13 protein-coding genes and 1 pseudogene are annotated in these 17,040 nt (G+C 59.6%); 7 read left to right on the top strand and 7 right to left on the bottom strand.

Features of this window, described 5'->3' with window-relative positions:
- Positions 1–276: 276 nt before the first annotated feature.
- The 3 genes and pseudogenes from E0F99_RS31055 to E0F99_RS04795 form a co-directional block, all read left to right on the top strand.
- A pseudogene (locus E0F99_RS31055) lies at positions 277–1,068 on the top strand (cache domain-containing protein); the annotation flags it as partial.
- 417 nt (positions 1,069–1,485) lie between these two features.
- Complete coding sequence (locus E0F99_RS31060; protein WP_407020395.1) at positions 1,486–2,187, top strand: methyl-accepting chemotaxis protein; 702 nt, start codon at positions 1,486–1,488, stop codon at positions 2,185–2,187.
- A 592-nt stretch (positions 2,188–2,779) separates the two neighbouring features.
- Entirely contained in the window at positions 2,780–3,091 is a 312-nt protein-coding gene (locus tag E0F99_RS04795; protein ID WP_083356887.1) for a hypothetical protein, read from the top strand.
- A gap of 195 nt (positions 3,092–3,286) precedes the next feature.
- Here E0F99_RS04795 and guaA read toward each other — a convergent pair whose 3' ends face one another.
- From guaA to E0F99_RS04815, 4 genes are all read right to left on the bottom strand, one after another.
- Positions 3,287–4,864 (bottom strand): glutamine-hydrolyzing GMP synthase, encoded by a 1,578-nt coding sequence (gene guaA / locus E0F99_RS04800; RefSeq protein ID WP_083356886.1) that lies wholly within the window; start codon positions 4,862–4,864, stop codon positions 3,287–3,289.
- Positions 4,865–4,946: 82 nt separating this feature from the next.
- Positions 4,947–6,416: an IMP dehydrogenase gene (gene guaB, locus E0F99_RS04805; protein ID WP_083356885.1), complete on the bottom strand. Its 1,470-nt coding sequence runs from the start codon at positions 6,414–6,416 to the stop codon at positions 4,947–4,949.
- Between the two features lie 104 nt (positions 6,417–6,520).
- Positions 6,521–7,069 carry a hypothetical protein gene (locus tag E0F99_RS04810; protein ID WP_015885727.1) on the bottom strand — a complete coding sequence of 183 codons (549 nt, stop codon included), beginning with the start codon at positions 7,067–7,069 and terminating at the stop codon, positions 6,521–6,523.
- A gap of 152 nt (positions 7,070–7,221) precedes the next feature.
- Positions 7,222–7,989: a sulfite exporter TauE/SafE family protein gene (locus E0F99_RS04815; RefSeq protein ID WP_083356884.1), complete on the bottom strand. Its 768-nt coding sequence runs from the start codon at positions 7,987–7,989 to the stop codon at positions 7,222–7,224.
- Positions 7,990–8,088: 99 nt separating this feature from the next.
- Here E0F99_RS04815 and E0F99_RS04820 point away from each other — a divergent pair, with 99 nt between their 5' ends.
- From E0F99_RS04820 to leuA, 4 genes are all read left to right on the top strand, one after another.
- Positions 8,089–8,979, top strand: a complete 891-nt coding sequence (locus tag E0F99_RS04820) for a LysR family transcriptional regulator (RefSeq protein ID WP_083356883.1) — start codon at positions 8,089–8,091, stop codon at positions 8,977–8,979.
- 10 nt (positions 8,980–8,989) lie between these two features.
- On the top strand, positions 8,990–10,369 hold the full coding sequence (xseA, locus tag E0F99_RS04825; RefSeq protein ID WP_083356882.1) for an exodeoxyribonuclease VII large subunit: 1,380 nt from the start codon (positions 8,990–8,992) through the stop codon (positions 10,367–10,369).
- A 3-nt stretch (positions 10,370–10,372) separates the two neighbouring features.
- Positions 10,373–11,194: a peptidoglycan DD-metalloendopeptidase family protein gene (locus tag E0F99_RS04830; RefSeq protein WP_083356881.1), complete on the top strand. Its 822-nt coding sequence runs from the start codon at positions 10,373–10,375 to the stop codon at positions 11,192–11,194.
- 424 nt (positions 11,195–11,618) lie between these two features.
- Entirely contained in the window at positions 11,619–13,298 is a 1,680-nt protein-coding gene (gene leuA, locus E0F99_RS04840) for a 2-isopropylmalate synthase (protein ID WP_083356880.1), read from the top strand.
- Between the two features lie 164 nt (positions 13,299–13,462).
- Here leuA and E0F99_RS04845 read toward each other — a convergent pair whose 3' ends face one another.
- The 3 genes from E0F99_RS04845 to der form a co-directional block, all read right to left on the bottom strand.
- On the bottom strand, positions 13,463–14,254 hold the full coding sequence (locus tag E0F99_RS04845) for an amidohydrolase (protein ID WP_083356879.1): 792 nt from the start codon (positions 14,252–14,254) through the stop codon (positions 13,463–13,465).
- The gene (locus tag E0F99_RS04850; protein WP_083356878.1) at positions 14,242–15,390 is read right to left on the bottom strand and encodes a pyridoxal phosphate-dependent aminotransferase; all 1,149 of its coding nucleotides are present in this window, start codon (positions 15,388–15,390) and stop codon (positions 14,242–14,244) included. Before E0F99_RS04850 ends, E0F99_RS04845 begins: the two co-directional genes overlap by 13 nt.
- Before the next feature lie 134 nt (positions 15,391–15,524).
- Complete coding sequence (gene der, locus E0F99_RS04855; RefSeq protein WP_083356877.1) at positions 15,525–16,994, bottom strand: ribosome biogenesis GTPase Der; 1,470 nt, start codon at positions 16,992–16,994, stop codon at positions 15,525–15,527.
- Between the last annotated feature and the right edge of the window lie 46 nt (positions 16,995–17,040).

The following is a 17,040-nucleotide window of genomic DNA, read 5'->3' on the forward strand; positions in this document are numbered from 1 at the left end:
TCAGACCTGCTAACGCTTTACGAAATAGACGCTTGGGTCAGCGAAACTTCGGTAGTTGGATCAATTCTGCATTGCAGTTGACAGCCACCGGTCGTCTAATCACTCAAAACATCATGTAGCGCCTCAACTACCGGGCTTGGCTGCCGTTATTAATTACAGCTAACCTTAATTTTGTGGAGCTTCAGCATGTCGCTACTTCCCAACCGCATCGCAGGGCGAATGACTCTAGGGATCCTGACGCTGCTGGTTCTCACGGCATTGGCGATTTACTCAGTCATGACCTTGGGCGGCAAGCCTCAGTTAGTGGCAGCAGGAACCGAAGCAGCGGAACAATCGGCCAGTGCGATTACACGCCAGTTAGCCCTGCAAGTGAATCGCATTGAGGGCACCGCTGCAGCGATGGCGCACCTGGCCGAAACCCTGCCCCACGACGAAACCCTGCTCAAGGCTAATCTGCCTAATGTAATCGACAGCCAAGGCGATGCAGCCATTGCAGGCGGCGGGCTGTGGCCAGAACCCAACAGTTTTACTGCCGGTACTGATCGCCGAAGTTTTTTCTGGGCACGTAACGTCAGCAATGGGTTGGATTACTCGGACGAGTACAACGCCGCGCAAACCCCGCCGTATCAGGCTGAGTCCTGGTACACCGGAGCGAAATCCGCTCCATCGGGACGTTGCGTCTGGTCAGATGCTTACCAGGACGCGGTCAGTGGCGTGGCAATGACGACCTGTAGCGTGCCCTACCTCGCAAAGGGCGCGTTTGCCGGTGTCGCCACTATCGACCTCAAGCTTGACGGCCTCGCAGCGTTTCTCAAGGCCAATGGCAATGTCACAGGCGGCTACGCTTTTGCGGTCGATCCTTCAGGGAACCTGCTGTTTTTCCCAGATGCAAAGAGCACCAAGGGCCTGCCGACCATTGCCGGGTTGAGCCAGGAACAACCGTGGTTGAAGCCGGTCGCCGAAAGCCTGTCGAGCAAGCCGGCCGGCACGACAACGCTGTATCTGGAACACGATGCGCGCCTGGATGGACCGGCTTACATCACATTGGAAACCATGGAAGGCACCGGCTGGCGCATTGGGCTGGTCACGCCTGAGGCCCGCGTGGTCGGACTCGCGAACAAGCTGACCGGGCAGATCTTGCTGTTCTTGCTACCGCTGTTGGGCATCCTGCTGGGGCTGGCATGGCTGGCTGGCAAACGGCTGCTCACTCAGCTTGAAGAAACCACTGCGCAAATCGAACGTCTGGGCCAAGGCGGTCAGGCAGGCGCTCAGCTAGAGATTCTGCGGTCAGATGAACTCGGCGCGTTGCGCATTGCGGTTAACCATTACGCTGGCTCTCTGCAGGCCATGCTGCGACGCATTGCAGATGAGTCGGTGTCACTGGAAGTCCAGGCCAACGAACTGGCGCAACTGTCCAATGGCCTGGCTGAACGGGCAGAGACCCAACGCATGGACAACACCCTGCTCGCCACCGCCATTACTGAAATGTCGGCCAGCGCCAACGAGGTCGCACGCAACACCACAGACTGCTCGGACACGGCCCGCAGCTCACTGGTAGAAGCGCAAAAGAGTCAGGACCAAGTCAACCGCAACGGTGAATCCATCGAAAGCCTGGCGACCGACATCTCAGGCGCGGCCACCGCTATGACTCAGTTAGGTGAAGACATCGAGCGAGTTGGCAGCGTGCTGGAGGTAATCAAATCGATCTCTCAGCAGACGAATCTATTGGCGCTCAACGCTGCTATCGAGGCCGCAAGAGCCGGTGAGCAAGGACGTGGCTTTGCGGTGGTGGCAGATGAAGTGCGCACACTCGCAGGCCGCACACAAACGTCTGCCAACGAAATTCAGGAGATGATCACGCAACTGCGCCAGGCATCAAATTCTGCCGTCACAACCATGCAAAACGGCGCTCAACGCACTCGCGAGTCAGTGCAACAGGCAGTCGGCGTGTCCGCGACATTGGGCACTACGGTGGGCAGTTTCGATGACATCGTCCAGCGCGCCCAGCAGATCGCCGTTGCCGCCCAAGAGCAGAGCCACGTGACTCAGGAAATCAACGAGCTGGCGGTACGTATCCATGCGGCCAGCGAAGAAGGCGCCCGAGATGCGAGCACGCTTCGGGAACTGGGCAAAGGCATGCAGTCGATCTCAACCCGTCTGGGTGGATTGAGCCGCGGCACCCACTAGCCCTCAACGCGGGGGCCAACCGGCATCAGTTTAACGAAGCTGATGCCAGTTAACCTTTGCGGCTAAGCGTGGACCACCGCCAACGCCATTAATGAAGTAGAAACCCTCGTAACTATTGAAAATAGTTTTATAAAAATCAAATAGTTACGAATCAGACCTACTCCCACTCGAACATAAAAAATGTAAAAACCCAAAATAAATCATAGTTTTATTTTGAACACACCTGCTGATACCACGAAAAATACCATAGACGAAAAACTGTTTTCACAAGTACTGCATCATTCATGCGATGGGGTGATCGGCTGGGGAATTGACCCGTCTGCCAATACCGCACTGATCCTATAATATTTACTCAAGATCCAATGCCGGAAAGTGCTCGCAAGCCAGGAGTCACGGTCAGTGACATGTTGGTAAATGGGCCAATACTTCATAAGCTGAAACACGCTCGCCTAGGGGAATACTGAACGTGCTGTACGGCACTCAAAAGTGCACAACCGCTATTAGGAGGCCGGGGCCGCTTGCAAGCCCTTCTAGAGCGACTCACCCTACGGCGTCTCACACTTATCCGGATCAAACCATGAGGAGGAACGCCATGTTCACCTGGCGCCTGTTGCTGAGTTTTTGCGCGTTGTTACTGGTTGGCTGCACGGGAAGGGGCTTTCAACCGCCGCCGCCGGAATTTACCAATTGGAAAAAAAGCGGGGTCTCGCAAGAGGGTGTCAAGAGCGCTATGACCGCATGCGGCTATACCAACCTGACAGGGACGGGGGACAAGACGCCGATTGACCAGGTACTCACGCAGTTTTATTGCATGAAAGACTCCGGTTTCAAGCGCACAGATAACATTGACCTGTGCAAGGAAGGCCGTATCGGAGAATCACCGGTGTGCGAAGGCCGCCGGTAATCCATTAGGGATTGAGCGATCTATGCGGACTGTAAGGCACCGCAGGGATGTCGGCGGTAGCAGCGCTGGGCAGTTGCGCCTTCTCGACCGCCAGCATCGGCGAGCCAGGGGAGCCCCAAAAAGCCAAAAGCCCGCAATTACGCGGGCTCCAGGGTGTTTCTTGCTAGATCGTGCCGGTCAGTGCCGGACGCCCCATTATTCCCACTCAATCGTCGCCGGCGGCTTGCTCGACACGTCATACGTCACGCGCGAAATACCTTCGATCTCATTGATGATACGGCCGCTGACAGTTTCCAGCAGTTCGTACGGCAGGTGTGCCCAACGGGCGGTCATGAAGTCGATGGTTTCCACCGCACGCAGGGCCACAACCCACGCGTAACGACGGCCATCGCCTACAACGCCAACCGATTTCACCGGCTGGAACACCACGAACGCCTGGCTGACTTTGTGGTACCAGTCGGCCTTGCGCAGTTCTTCGATGAAGATGTGGTCGGCGCGACGCAGCAGGTCGGCGTATTCCTTCTTCACTTCACCGAGGATGCGCACGCCCAGTCCCGGGCCTGGGAATGGGTGGCGGTAGACCATGTCGTACGGCAGGCCGAGTTCCAGGCCCAGACGGCGGACTTCGTCCTTGAACAGTTCGCGCAACGGTTCTACCAGCTTGAGGTTCATTTCCTCAGGCAGGCCACCCACGTTGTGGTGGGACTTGATCACGTGGGCCTTGCCGCTCTTGGCGCCGGCCGACTCGATCACGTCGGGATAAATGGTGCCCTGGGCGAGGTACTTGATGTTGTCCAGGTGTTTGGCCTGAGCATCGAATACGTCGATGAAGGTGCGGCCGATGATCTTGCGCTTTTTCTCTGGGTCGGACTCGCCGGCCAAGTTGCTCAAGAACTGATCTTCAGCGTTGGCGCGGATCACCTTGACGCCCATGTTCTCGGCGAACATGGCCATCACTTGCTCGCCTTCGTGCAGGCGCAGCAGGCCGTTGTCGACGAAGACGCAGGTCAACTGGTCGCCGATGGCTTTGTGCAGCAGCGCAGCAACTACCGATGAGTCAACGCCACCGGAGAGGCCGAGCAGCACGTTGTCGGTGCCGACTTGGGCACGCACATTGGCGATGGCGTCTTCAGCGATTTTCGACGGGGTCCACAGCGCTTCGCACTGGCAGATGTCGAGGATGAAGCGCGACAGGATGCGACCGCCCTGCTTGGTGTGGGTCACTTCCGGGTGGAACTGCACGCCGTAGTAGCCGCGCTCATCGTTGAACATACCGGCGATCGGGCAGCTCGGGGTGCTGGCCAGGATATGGAAGTCTTCCGGCATCTTGGTGACCTTGTCACCGTGGCTCATCCACACGTCGAGGCCGAACAGGCCGTCGGCGTCGATGTGGTCTTCGATGCCGTCCAGCAGGCGGCTCTTGCCGACCACGTCCACACGGGCATAACCGAATTCACGCAGCTCGGAACCTTCAACCTTGCCGCCCAGTTGCTCGGCCATGGTCTGCATGCCGTAGCAGATACCGAAGACAGGCACGCCCAGGTCAAATACGGCTTGCGGGCAGCGCGGGCTGTTGGCTTCGTGCACGGACTCGGGGCCACCGGCGAGGATGACGCCTTTGGGGGCGAATTCGCGGATCGCTTCGTCATCCATGTCGAACGGGTGCAGTTCGCAGTACACGCCGATTTCACGCACGCGGCGGGCGATCAGCTGGGTGTACTGGGAACCGAAGTCGAGGATCAGGATGCGGTGGGCGTGAATGTCGAGGGCCATGAAGTCAGTCTCGTCTAATGAATCAGAAACAACTCGGGGCTGAATAAAACAGCCCCGGTTACTTAACATTTTGCTGGAAGCCTCAACCTACGCGGTAGTTTGGCGCTTCCTTGGTGATCTGCACGTCGTGGACATGGGACTCAGCCATGCCAGCGCCGGTGATCCGTACGAACTCTGGCTTGGTGCGCATTTCTTCGATGTCGGCGCTGCCGGTGTAGCCCATCGAGGAACGCAGGCCGCCCATCAATTGATGGATGATCGCGCTGAGGGTGCCTTTGTACGGCACACGGCCTTCGATGCCTTCCGGTACGAGCTTCTCGGCGCCTGCCGAGGAGTCCTGGAAGTAACGATCGGAGGAGCCTTGCGCCTGGGACATGGCGCCCAGCGAACCCATGCCACGGTAAGCCTTGTACGAACGGCCCTGGAACAGTTCGATCTCGCCCGGCGCTTCTTCAGTACCGGCGAACATCGAGCCCATCATCACGCAGGAAGCACCGGCTACGATGGCCTTGGACAGGTCACCGGAGAAACGGATGCCGCCGTCGGCGATCAACGGTACGCCCGTGCCTTCAAGGGCAGCGGCGACGTTGGCGATGGCGCTGATTTGCGGCACGCCCACACCGGCGACGATGCGCGTGGTGCAGATCGAGCCAGGGCCGATACCGACCTTGACCGCATCGGCGCCGGCTTCGGCCAGGGCCTTGGCGGCTGCGCCGGTGGCAATGTTGCCGCCGATCACCTGGACGTCAGGGAAGTTCTGTTTGACCCAGCGAACGCGCTCGATCACGCCTTTGGAGTGACCGTGGGCGGTGTCGACCACCACCACATCAACACCGGCAGCAACCAAGGCCGCCACGCGGTCACCGGTGTCTTTACCGGTACCCACAGCGGCGCCAACGCGCAGACGACCTTGGTCATCCTTGCTGGCCAACGGGTAGGCCTTGGCTTTTTCGATGTCGTTGACGGTCATCATGCCTTTGAGGGCGAATTTGTCGTCGACGATCAGCACGCGTTCGATGCGGTGCTTGTGCAGCAACTCACGAGCGTCGTCCTTGTCAGCACCTTCGCGAACAGTCACGAGGCGCTCTTTAGGCGTCATCACTTCGCGGACGGTGACTTCAAGACGGTTCTCGAAACGCACGTCACGGGAAGTGACGATGCCGACCAGGTCGCCATCGTGCAGCACCGGAACGCCGGAGATGTTGTGCAGGCGGGTCAGGTCGAACAGGTCACGCACGGTGGCGTCGGCTTCGATGGTGATGGGATCTTTCACCACACCGGCTTCGTAACGCTTGACCTTGCGCACTTCGGCAGCTTGCTGCTCGATGGTCATGTTCTTGTGGATGATGCCGATGCCGCCTTCCTGAGCCATGGCGATTGCCAAACGGGCTTCGGTGACGGTGTCCATGGCAGCAGAAACCAGGGGAATATTCAGCTCGATGCCACGGGTTAGGCGGGTCTTGAGACTGACTTCGTTAGGAAGCACCTCGGAATAACCGGGCACTAGGAGAATGTCGTCGAATGTCAGAGCTTCTTGGCTGATACGCAGCATCGCGGGGGCTCCCGAGCGGGAAAATGGAAGCGCGCCATTATATACATGCACCCTCTCAGGCTCAATGTAAAACTCTGACAAACTTGGTAATACTGATAGATGGATTAAAGCTCGACTTTGACCCAACTCATCTTCTGGTCCAACCAATCGGCAAATTCGTCGATAAAGCTCTGCTTGAACCCTGCCTCCGCCCAGTTATTGAAGATGAACCCGAGGTTGGAAAACCCGCATTCCTGCAGGAACAGAAACCCGTTGATGTCGTCTTCATGCCCACACAGCGGGCAGGTGAAGTTGTCGGTGTGGCCGGGCATCCAGTCTTCCAGGCTTTCAAACAGCGCCTCGCCGACTTCTTTAAGGCATTCCGGGCAGCCGGCTTCTTCGAGAAAGCCCTTGGCTGGCGTATAAATGCAGCGCTTGTAGATGATCTCCAGGCCATTGATCGGCTCGTTGAACGGCAGCGCCTCGGGGTGCAGCACCACGGCGCGGGCGCCATCGGCCAAGGCGTAGGCCATGCGGTTGCCGGTGCGCCCGCACGTGGTCAGCTCTTCCTTGATGATGTTCTTGCGCACCAGCCAACGCACAATCGCCCGGGCGCGGGGTTCGTGGACGGGCAAGGTGGAGATTTTCGGGACAAGGATGCTTTGGGAGTTCATGAGGCGTGGGAGTCCTGCGGTGTGGCGTCTGGCGCCTCCGCGAGCAAGCCCGCTCCCACATTTTGAAACGTGTTCACAATGCCAAATGTGGGAGCGGGCTTGCTCGCGAAGAGGCCCTAAAGGCTGGCAGCTTAATCCTTGAAAAAATCAGGTCAAGTGCTCAAGTACCGCCCGATCAACGCAATACCGCTGGCCAACACCAACCACGTCACCAACCGCACAAAGGCTTCACGCGACATGCGCATCGTCAGCCTGCGCCCAAACCACAACCCCACGGCCATCGCCGGCAACAGGCACAGCGCCAACATCAACAGCGGCAAATCAGCGTACACCCCGGCAATCAGGAACAAGCTCAAGCGCACCACCGTGCTGCAACTGATCAACGCGCTTTGCGTGGCCCGCGCCGCGTCTTTGGGCAGGCGACTGTTGAGGTAGATGGCATATAAAAAGCCGCCACTGCCAAACAGCGCACCCAGCAACCCGCCCACGGTGCCCATGGGAATCGACCAGCCGGCCGCCAGCTGTGTCGGCCGGGCTTTCACCGCCAGGCTGTAAATCGCATAGGCGCTGATAAACAGCCCCATCAATAGCAGCAACAGGTCCGAATGCAGGTTGAGCAAGAAGATCACACCGAGTGTGCAACCGATTGCCATGCACGGCAGCAATCGCAGCAGCTCCGGCGTGTTCACGTCCCGCCGTGATTGCAGCAGGCTGCCAAAGGCCGCGACGAAATCCAGCAGCACCAGCAGCGGGATGATTTTCGACAGCGGCATAAACACGATCAGGATCGGCCCGGCGACCAGCGCCGTACCAAAGCCTGCGATACCGAACACGATATAGGCGATGACAATGCCGACGCCGATCACCAGCCAATCAACGCCGCCAAACGACCACTGGCTCATCAGCTCAAGCGGGTTCATGGGCACGTCCTTGAAAGAGTTGGCCCTCACTTTAGCCATCGTCGAGTGTTGCGACTAATATCTTCAAAGCCCTCCACCCATCTCGAAAAGGCATGACGTGTGATCTCCACTCGCCAACTGCGTTACTTCGTCGAAATCGCCGACAGCGGCAGCTTCAGCGCCGCCGCCGAACGTCTGTTTGTGGCGCAATCGGCCCTGAGTCGACAGATCAAAGCGCTCGAAACCCAGCTGCAAACCCCGCTGTTCGAACGCACCGCGCGCCAACCACGGCTGACGGCGGCCGGTGAAGCCTTCTACCCACGGGCGCGCAACCTGTTGGGCGAGTTGCTCAAGGCCAGCGAAATGGCCACGCAGGTGGGCAACGGTCAGTTGGGCACGCTGCGCCTGAGCCATTCGAGCACCGTGCCGATGAGCGGCCCCTTGCTGCAAGGCATCAGCAAGTGGCTGAAGCGTTGCCCGGGCGTGTCGATGGACATCGTCCAACTTTCCTCCGAAGCGCAGTTGGAGGAAATCGCCGACGGTCGCCTCGAAGTCGGGCTGTTGCGCCTGCCGGTGTTGCGCCAGCGCGAAGGCGTGCGAGTGGTGCCTTTATACAGCGAACAACTGTTGCTGGCGGTGCCGCCTGATCACGCGCTGGCGCGCAGCACTACGCCGGTGGAATTGGCGCAACTCAAGGACGAAGCATTTATCTCGATCCCCCATCCCCAACGCGGCGGCCTGAGTTATCTGTCAGCCGAGTTGTGCATGCGCGCAGGATTTTTCCCCAAGGCGGCACGGGTGATGTCGCGCAAAACCACGCAGTTGCAACTGATCCAGGCCGGCTTCGGTATTGCCTTGTTACCAAAATCCATGCAGGACATCGCCCCCGCCAACCTGCACTTTTTACCCCTGGCCGACCCGGACTGCCTCAGCACCGTGGCCCTGGCCTGCGCGCAGACGCCGAGCGCGCTGGTCGAGCAATTCTGCCAAACCTTGCACGAATGCCTATAAACTGCCGCCCATGATTAAAGATCCTTTTGCCCGTCTGGGCCTGGACCGCGAAGTCCTGACTGTCAGCCAGCTCAACGGCCGCGCGCGGGTGTTGCTGGAAGACGTGTTCACCAATATCTGGGTCGAAGGCGAGATTTCCAACCTCGCTCGCCCGGCCTCCGGCCATGTTTACTTCACCCTCAAGGACAGCGGCGCTCAGGTTCGTTGCGCATTGTTCCGCAACAATGCCGCACGGGTGCGCCAGGCGTTGAAGGATGGCCTGGCCGTTAAGGTGCGCGGCAAGGTTTCGCTGTTCGAAGGCCGTGGTGACTACCAGTTGATCCTCGACACAGTGGAGCCCGCCGGTGATGGCGCGCTGCGCTTGGCTTTCGATGCACTGAAGGAAAAACTCAGCGCCGAAGGCCTGTTCAGTGCCGAACGCAAGGTGGCGCTGCCGGCACACCCTCGGCGCATTGGCATTATCAGTTCGCCCACAGGCGCGGTAATCCGCGACATCATCAGCGTGTTCCGCCGCCGCGCGCCGAACGTTGAATTGACGCTGATCCCGACGGCCGTACAAGGCCGCGAGGCCGTGTCTCAGATTGTGCGCGCCCTCAAGTTGGCGGATGCACGCGGCTTCGACGCGTTGATCCTCGCTCGCGGCGGCGGCTCTCTGGAAGACCTGTGGTGCTTCAACGAAGAAGCCGTGGCCCGTGCGGTCGATGCTTGCGTTACGCCCATCGTCAGCGCCGTCGGCCATGAGACCGATGTGTCGATCACGGACTTTGTCGCAGACGTGCGCGCGCCGACGCCCTCTGCTGCTGCGGAACTGCTCGCCCCAGACGCCAGCAATCTGGTGCGCCAGGTCGAAAGCCTGCATCGCCGCTTAGTCCTGTTGATGCGCAATCGGTTGAGCCATGACCGTCTGCGCCTCGAAGGCATGGCCCGCCGCCTGCGCCACCCTGGCGAACGGCTGCGTCAGCAGGCCCAGCGCCTGGATGACCTGGACATGCGCATGCGCCGCGCCTTCGAGCGCAACCTCAATACCCGCCGCGAACGCTTGATCCGCCTGGAGACCCGCCTCGCCGGCCAGCACCCCGGCCGTCAACTGGCCCTGCTGCGCCAACGCCTGGACAGCCTCGCCGAACGCCTGCCACGTGCCATGCGCGAAGGCCTCAAGGCGCGGCGCCTGCAACTGCAAAGCCAGGTGCAAACGCTGCACGTGGTCAGCCCGCTGGCGACCCTCGCCCGTGGCTACAGCATTTTGCTGGACGAACGTGGCCAGGCGATTCGCAATGCCGCGCAAACCCACACCGGCCAGCGCCTGACCGCGCGCCTCGGTGAAGGCCAATTGCAGGTGCGGGTGGAAGATAACCACCTGACACCCGTCACCCTTTCGTTATTGGATTGATTGATGCCTCGTCTATTTAGCCTGCTGATGCTGTTGTGCCTGACCTTCAACGCCCACGCCGACAGCTACATCACTCGGTTGCTGAACAAGCCGGTGCCCGGTGGCGTCGCAGTGGTCGACCTGGGCCCTTCGGCAACTGCGCCAAAAGCGACCTACCAGAACCGACCGGTATTGGTGGTCAAGGAACAGAACAACTGGCTGGCGATTGTCGGGATTGCGCTTACGGTTAAACCCGGCACCCAACGCATCACCAGTGGCGGGCAAAACCTGCCGTTCGTGGTGGGCTTCAAGAAGTACCCCGAGCAGCACATCACCCTGAAGAACAAAAGCCAGGTGAACCCGGACCCGGCACAGCTCAAACGCATCGAGGGCGAACTGGCCGTACAGCTCAAGGCCTACCGCAGCTTCAGCCCGAACATACCCAGCAACCTGTTGTTGGACAAGCCAGTCAACGGGCCGCTGTCGAGCAAGTTTGGTGTGCGCCGGTTCTTTAACGGCGAGGAGCGCAACCCGCATTCGGGCCTGGACTTCGCTGTCGGCGCCGGCACGCCGATCAAGACCCCAGCGGCAGGCAAGGTGATCCTGACCGGCAACTACTTCTTCAACGGCAACACCGTCTTTGTGGACCATGGCCAGGGCTTTATCAGCATGTTCTGCCATATGTCGAAGATCGACGTGAAGGTGGGCGACCAACTGGCGCGCGGTGCGGTGGTGGGCAAGGTCGGCTCGACGGGCCGTGCGACCGGCCCACATATGCACTGGAACATCAGCCTCAACGATGCACGAGTGGACCCAGCGATTTTTATCGGTGCCTTCCAGCCCTGAGATGATCGGTGGGGCCGCAAGCCTCATCGCGGGCAAGCCCGCGCCCACAGTTGAATGCATTCCAATGTGGGAGCGGGCTTGCCCGAGATAGCGTGAGCCTGTCACCGCGATTGCGCGCCTCGTTTAGCCAGCGCAAATAAAAAGGTCATTAGCCATCAACACAGCTACAAAATCTCGCCCAATCACTCAAAGCAAGAACTTATCTCAATTTTTCTCGACTGCTTGCCATCTTTCACCCCTGCGGTTAGGGTTGAGCTTATGAAAACCTCTCATACCCTCATTCAGCTCCGCCAGCACCGCAGCCTGTGCCTCGTCAGCGCACGACTGCCAGGTTGAATCGATCTGCCTCGTCCCACGCTTCATCCCCAAAAATAGTTACACGGCAGGCCGCCTTTTCTCGGCCCCTACAACAAAGGATTTCCCGATGAGCATGCTCAAAGACCCGTCTTCGAAGTACCGCGCGTTCCCGACCATCGATATCCCGGACCGCACGTGGCCGTCGAAAACCATCACCGAAGCGCCGATCTGGTGCAGCTCCGACCTGCGTGATGGCAACCAGTCGCTGATCGAGCCGATGGACGCCGCGAAAAAACTGCGTTTCTGGAAGACCCTGGTTGCGGTGGGCGTGAAGGAAATCGAAGCCTCGTTCCCGGCCGCTTCGCAAACCGACTTCGACTTCGTGCGCACCTTGATCGAGGACAATCACATCCCCGAGGACACCACCATCCAGGTGCTGACCCAGGGCCGTGAAGACTTGATCGCGCGTACCTTCGAATCCCTGCGCGGCGCCAAGAAAGCCATCGTGCACTTGTACAACGCCACCTCGCCGTCGTTCCGCCGCATCGTGTTCAACCAGGACAAGGACGGCATCAAGGCCATCGCCGTCAACGCGGCCAAGCTGTTCGTCAAATACGCCGCCCAGCAGCCGGAAACCCAGTGGACATTCGAATACTCTCCGGAGACCTTCAGCGCCACTGAACTGGAGTTCGCCAAGGAAGTGTGTGACGCGGTGATTGAGGTGTGGAACCCAACACCTGAGCACAAGATGATCCTCAACTTGCCAGCCACCGTTGAGTGCGCCACGCCGAACATCTATGCCGACCAGATCGAGTGGTTCGGTCGCCATATCAACCGCCGTGACAGCGTGATCATCAGCCTGCACACCCACAACGACCGTGGCACCGGCGTGGCCGCCACCGAGCTGGGCTTGATGGCCGGCGCCGACCGTGTCGAAGGCTGCCTGTTCGGCAACGGCGAACGCACCGGTAACGTCGACCTGGTCACTGTGGCACTGAACATGTACACCCAGGGTCTCGATCCACAGCTGGACTTTTCCGATATCGATGGCGTGCGCAAGGTCGTCGAGGAGTGCAACCAGATTCAGGTGCACCCACGTCACCCGTACGTCGGCGACCTGGTGCACACCGCGTTCTCCGGCTCCCATCAGGACGCGATCCGCAAAGGCTTCACTCAGCAGAAAGCCGATGCACTGTGGGAAGTACCGTACTTGCCGATCGACCCCGCCGACATTGGCCGCAGCTACGAGGCCGTCATTCGTGTGAATAGCCAGTCGGGCAAAGGCGGCATCGCCTACCTGCTGGAGCAGGAATACGACATCAGCTTGCCGCGTCGCATGCAAATCGAGTTCAGCCAAGTGGTACAGGCTGAAACCGACCGCGTCGGCCTGGAAATGACCGCACCGCAGATCTACGCGTTGCTGCAGCGTGAATACCTGCAAGCCAACACCCCGTACGCCTTGGTCAGCCATCGCCTGCAGGAAGAGAACGGCAACAGCTTTGTCGAGGTGGAGGTCTCGGGCAAGGGCCAGGGCGAAACCAACCTGCACTGGAAAGGCAAAGGCAACGGCGCCCTGGAAGCGCTGGTGGCTGGCCTGCCGATTGGCGTGGAGATCATGGACTACAACGAACATGCAATCGGTGCTGGCACCAACGCCAAGGCGGCGGCCTACATTGAACTGCGTGTGAACGGCGAGCGCCCGGTGCATGGTGTGGGCATTGATGAAAACATCACCACAGCGAGCTTCAAGGCGCTGTTCAGTGCGCTGAACCGGTCGTTGAGTCAGCAGGAAGCGAAAGCGGCGTAACTTGAGTGCTGAAATACAAAAGGCCCCTGGGTGAGAATCCAGGGGCCTTTTTACTAGGTTTTTTGGTGTTGCTGATGGCCTCTTCGCGAGCAAGCCCGCTCCCACATTTTGAATGTATTCACAGATCAAAATGTGGGAGCGGGCTTGCTCGCGAAAGCGGTGTATCAGACAAACTGAAAGCGATCGGCATCCAGGTTCGCCGGAAACCTAGTGCGATAAGCAGCCAACTCCGCCGCATCCAGGATCACCTGAAACACCCCGTCCGCCTCCCCGGCACTCAGCAAGGTCTCACCCTGGAAGTCCAGCACTTGGCTGTCTCCCGTGTAGGCAAAGCCTTTGCCATCGGTACCCACCCGGTTCACCGCCGCCACGTAGCACAGGTTCTCGATGGCTCGCGCCGGCAATAACCGGTTCCAGTGCTGGCGCCGTGCACCCGGCCAATTGGCGGTGTACAGCAGCAAGTCCGTGTCCTGCGCGTCACGGCTCCACACCGGGAAGCGCAGGTCGTAGCAAATCAACGGGCGAATACGCCACCCCTTCAACTCAAACTGCACCTGGCGCTCGCCCGGCGTGTAGTGGTCGTGCTCGCCCGCCATACGGAACAGGTGGCGCTTGTCGTAATGCAGCACCTCGCCATCCGGCCGCGCCCACAGCAGGCGGTTGCGATGGCTGCCGTCGGCGGCCTGGATAATCACGCTGCCGGTGATCACCGCGTTGTATTTGGCCGCCTGGGCCTGCAGCCATGCATGGGTGGGGCCATTTTCGCGCTCGGCGAGCGTGGCCGATTCCATCGAGAAGCCGGTGGTGAACATCTCCGGCAACACGATCAGGTCGGCGCCTTGGGCTTGTTCCAGCAGCAACTCGAAATGCTCGAGGTTGGCCTGACGGTCATGCCACACCAGGCTGGTCTGGACCAAGGCAATGGTCAAGTCGGGTAATGCACTCAGATCACGCATAGTTTCTCCGCCGCTTGTTGCAGCGTTTCCTCGCGTTTGGCAAAGCACAGACGCACCAGGCGCTGGCCTTGAGGTGGGTGCTGGTAGAACACCGAAACCGGGATCGTCGCGACGCCGTGTTCGCGCGTCATCCACAGAGACATAGCGGCGTCATCCAGGTCCGGGCGAATCTGTGAGTAATCCACCAGTTGAAAGTAAGTACCGGTCACCCGGGTAAAGCTGAAACGCGACGGTGCCAGCAGGTCGCAGAACAGGTCGCGCTTGGCCTGGTAGAAGGCCGGCAGTTCTTCGACATGTTCCGGGTGTTCGGCCATGAAGTCCGCCAAAGCGTACTGCAAAGGGGTCACGCCGCAGAAGTTGACATATTGATGCACCTTGCGCAGTTCAGCGGTCAGCGCGGCGGGCGCGACCACGTAGCCGGTTTTCCAGCCGGTGACGTGATAAGTCTTGCCGAAGGAGCTGACCACGAACGCACGCTGATACAGCTCTTCGTGGGCCAGAACGCTGGCATGGGGCACGCCGTCGAACACCAAGTGTTCGTAGACTTCATCGCTGACCAGATAGATATCGCGGTCGCGGATCAGTTCGGCTAACTGGTCCAGTTCGGCGCGGCTGATCAGTGCGCCGGTCGGGTTGTGCGGGGAGTTCAGGATGATCATGCGTGTGCGCGGCGAAAGTGCGGCCTTGATCTTTTCGAAGTCCAGGGCGAAGCCTTGCAGGCTCAGTTGCACATGCACGCAGCGGCCGCCGGCCAGCTCGACTGAGGGCTCGTAGCTGTCGTAGCAGGGGTCGAACACGATGACTTCATCGCCATTGCGAATCACCGCCTGAATCGCGCAGAAAATCGCCTCGGTAGCGCCCGGGGTAATGGTCACTTCGCTGTCGGGGTTGACCGTGGCGCCATAGCTGCGGGCGATCTTGGCCGCCACTTGCTGGCGCAGCACCGGCAGGCCGGTCATCGGCGCGTACTGGTTATGACCGAGCGCGATATGTTTGCCCACCGCATCAAGCAACGCCTGCGGGCCATTGAAATCGGGAAAACCTTGGGACAGGTTGAGCGCGCCGGTCTCGGCTGCGAGTTGCGACATGGTGGTGAAAATGGTCGTGCCGACATTCGGCAGCTTGCTGGTGATCATCGGTGGCCCCTGCAGGTGAGCCCCAAGTTTTAAGCTGCCGGCCGCGTGGGGTCAAGGCACAAACCGTCGCGCACAAAAAAGGGCTCCAAAGGAGCCCTCTCTTGCAGCGTGCAGCTTACAACGTGAAGCGGCGTTTATTTCTTGTCGCGGCGCTTCTTGTCGGCCTTCTTGTGGTGAGTCATCAAACGACGCTTCTTGTTCACCTGACGGTCAGTCAAGGTGTTCTTGTTGCCTTCGTATGGGTTCTCGCCACCCTTGAACTCGATACGAATCGGCGTACCGACCAGTTTCAAGACACGGCGGTAGGTGTTTTCCAGGTAACGCACATAGGATTTCGGCACCTTCTCGATCTGGTTACCGTGAATCACGATAATCGGCGGGTTGGCACCACCCAAGTGGGCGTAACGCAGTTTGATCCGGCGGTTGTTAACCATCGGCGGCGCGTGCTCGCCGACTGCGTCTTCCAGGATCTGGGTCAGACGGTTGGTCGGCCAGCGGGTAACTGCGGACTTGAACGAGTTTTGTACGGAGCCGTAGAGGTTGCCCACGCCGGTGCCGTGCAGGGCCGAGATAAAGTGAATATCGGCGAACTCAACGAAGAACAGGCGGCGCTGCAGCTCGATCTTGACGAAATCGCGCTCGCTCGGCGTCATGCCGTCCCACTTGTTGATCGCGATCACCAAGGCGCGACCGGCTTCCAGGGCAAAGCCCAGCAAGTTGAGGTCGTGATCCACTACACCTTCGCGGGCGTCCATCACGAAGATCACTACGTTGGCGTCTTTGATCGCCTGCAGGGTTTTGACCACCGAGAACTTTTCAACTTCCTCGTGGATCTTGCCGCGCTTGCGCACACCAGCGGTGTCGATCAGCGTGTACTTCTCCTCGTTACGCTCGAACGGGATGTAGATACTGTCGCGGGTGGTGCCGGGTTGGTCATACACGATTACCCGGTCTTCACCGAGCATGCGGTTAACCAAGGTCGACTTGCCGACGTTCGGGCGACCGATGATAGCGATCTTGATACCGTCTTTTTCGCTTGGGCCAGGAATGCGCTTGGCTTCCTCACCTTCGGCAACGATCTCTTCCTCGCCCTCTTCTTCCTCGGCGTCATCCTTAGGGAAGTCGCGCAGGGCGATTTCGAGCATCTGGGTGATACCGCGACCGTGAGCACCAGCGACCGGGATCGCATCGCCCAAGCCCATCGGGCTGAACTCGGCGCGGGCCGCCTCAGGATCGATGTTGTCGATCTTGTTGGCGACCAAATAGGAACGCTTGTTGCGCTTGCGCAGGTGCTCGCCAATCATCTGGTCGGCAGCGGTGTAGCCCGCGCGGGCGTCCACCAGGAACAACACGACATCGGCTTCTTCGATGGCCAGCAGCGACTGCTCGGCCATCTTTTCGTCCATGCCATGCTCGTCACCGGAGATACCACCGGTGTCGACAATAATGTAGGAGCGCCCTTGCCACTTTGCCTCACCGTATTGGCGATCACGGGTCAGACCGGACAAGTCGCCGACGATGGCGTCGCGAGTCCTGGTCAGGCGGTTGAACAAGGTGGACTTGCCGACGTTAGGTCGGCCCACCAGGGCGATTACGGGAACCATGCGGCTCTCCACTTCGTTATTTCAGAAAATACAAAAGCCGCTGCAA

Origin of the sequence: Pseudomonas antarctica (assembly GCF_900624995.1) — a bacterium.
GTDB classification, from domain to species: domain Bacteria; phylum Pseudomonadota; class Gammaproteobacteria; order Pseudomonadales; family Pseudomonadaceae; genus Aquipseudomonas; species Aquipseudomonas antarctica.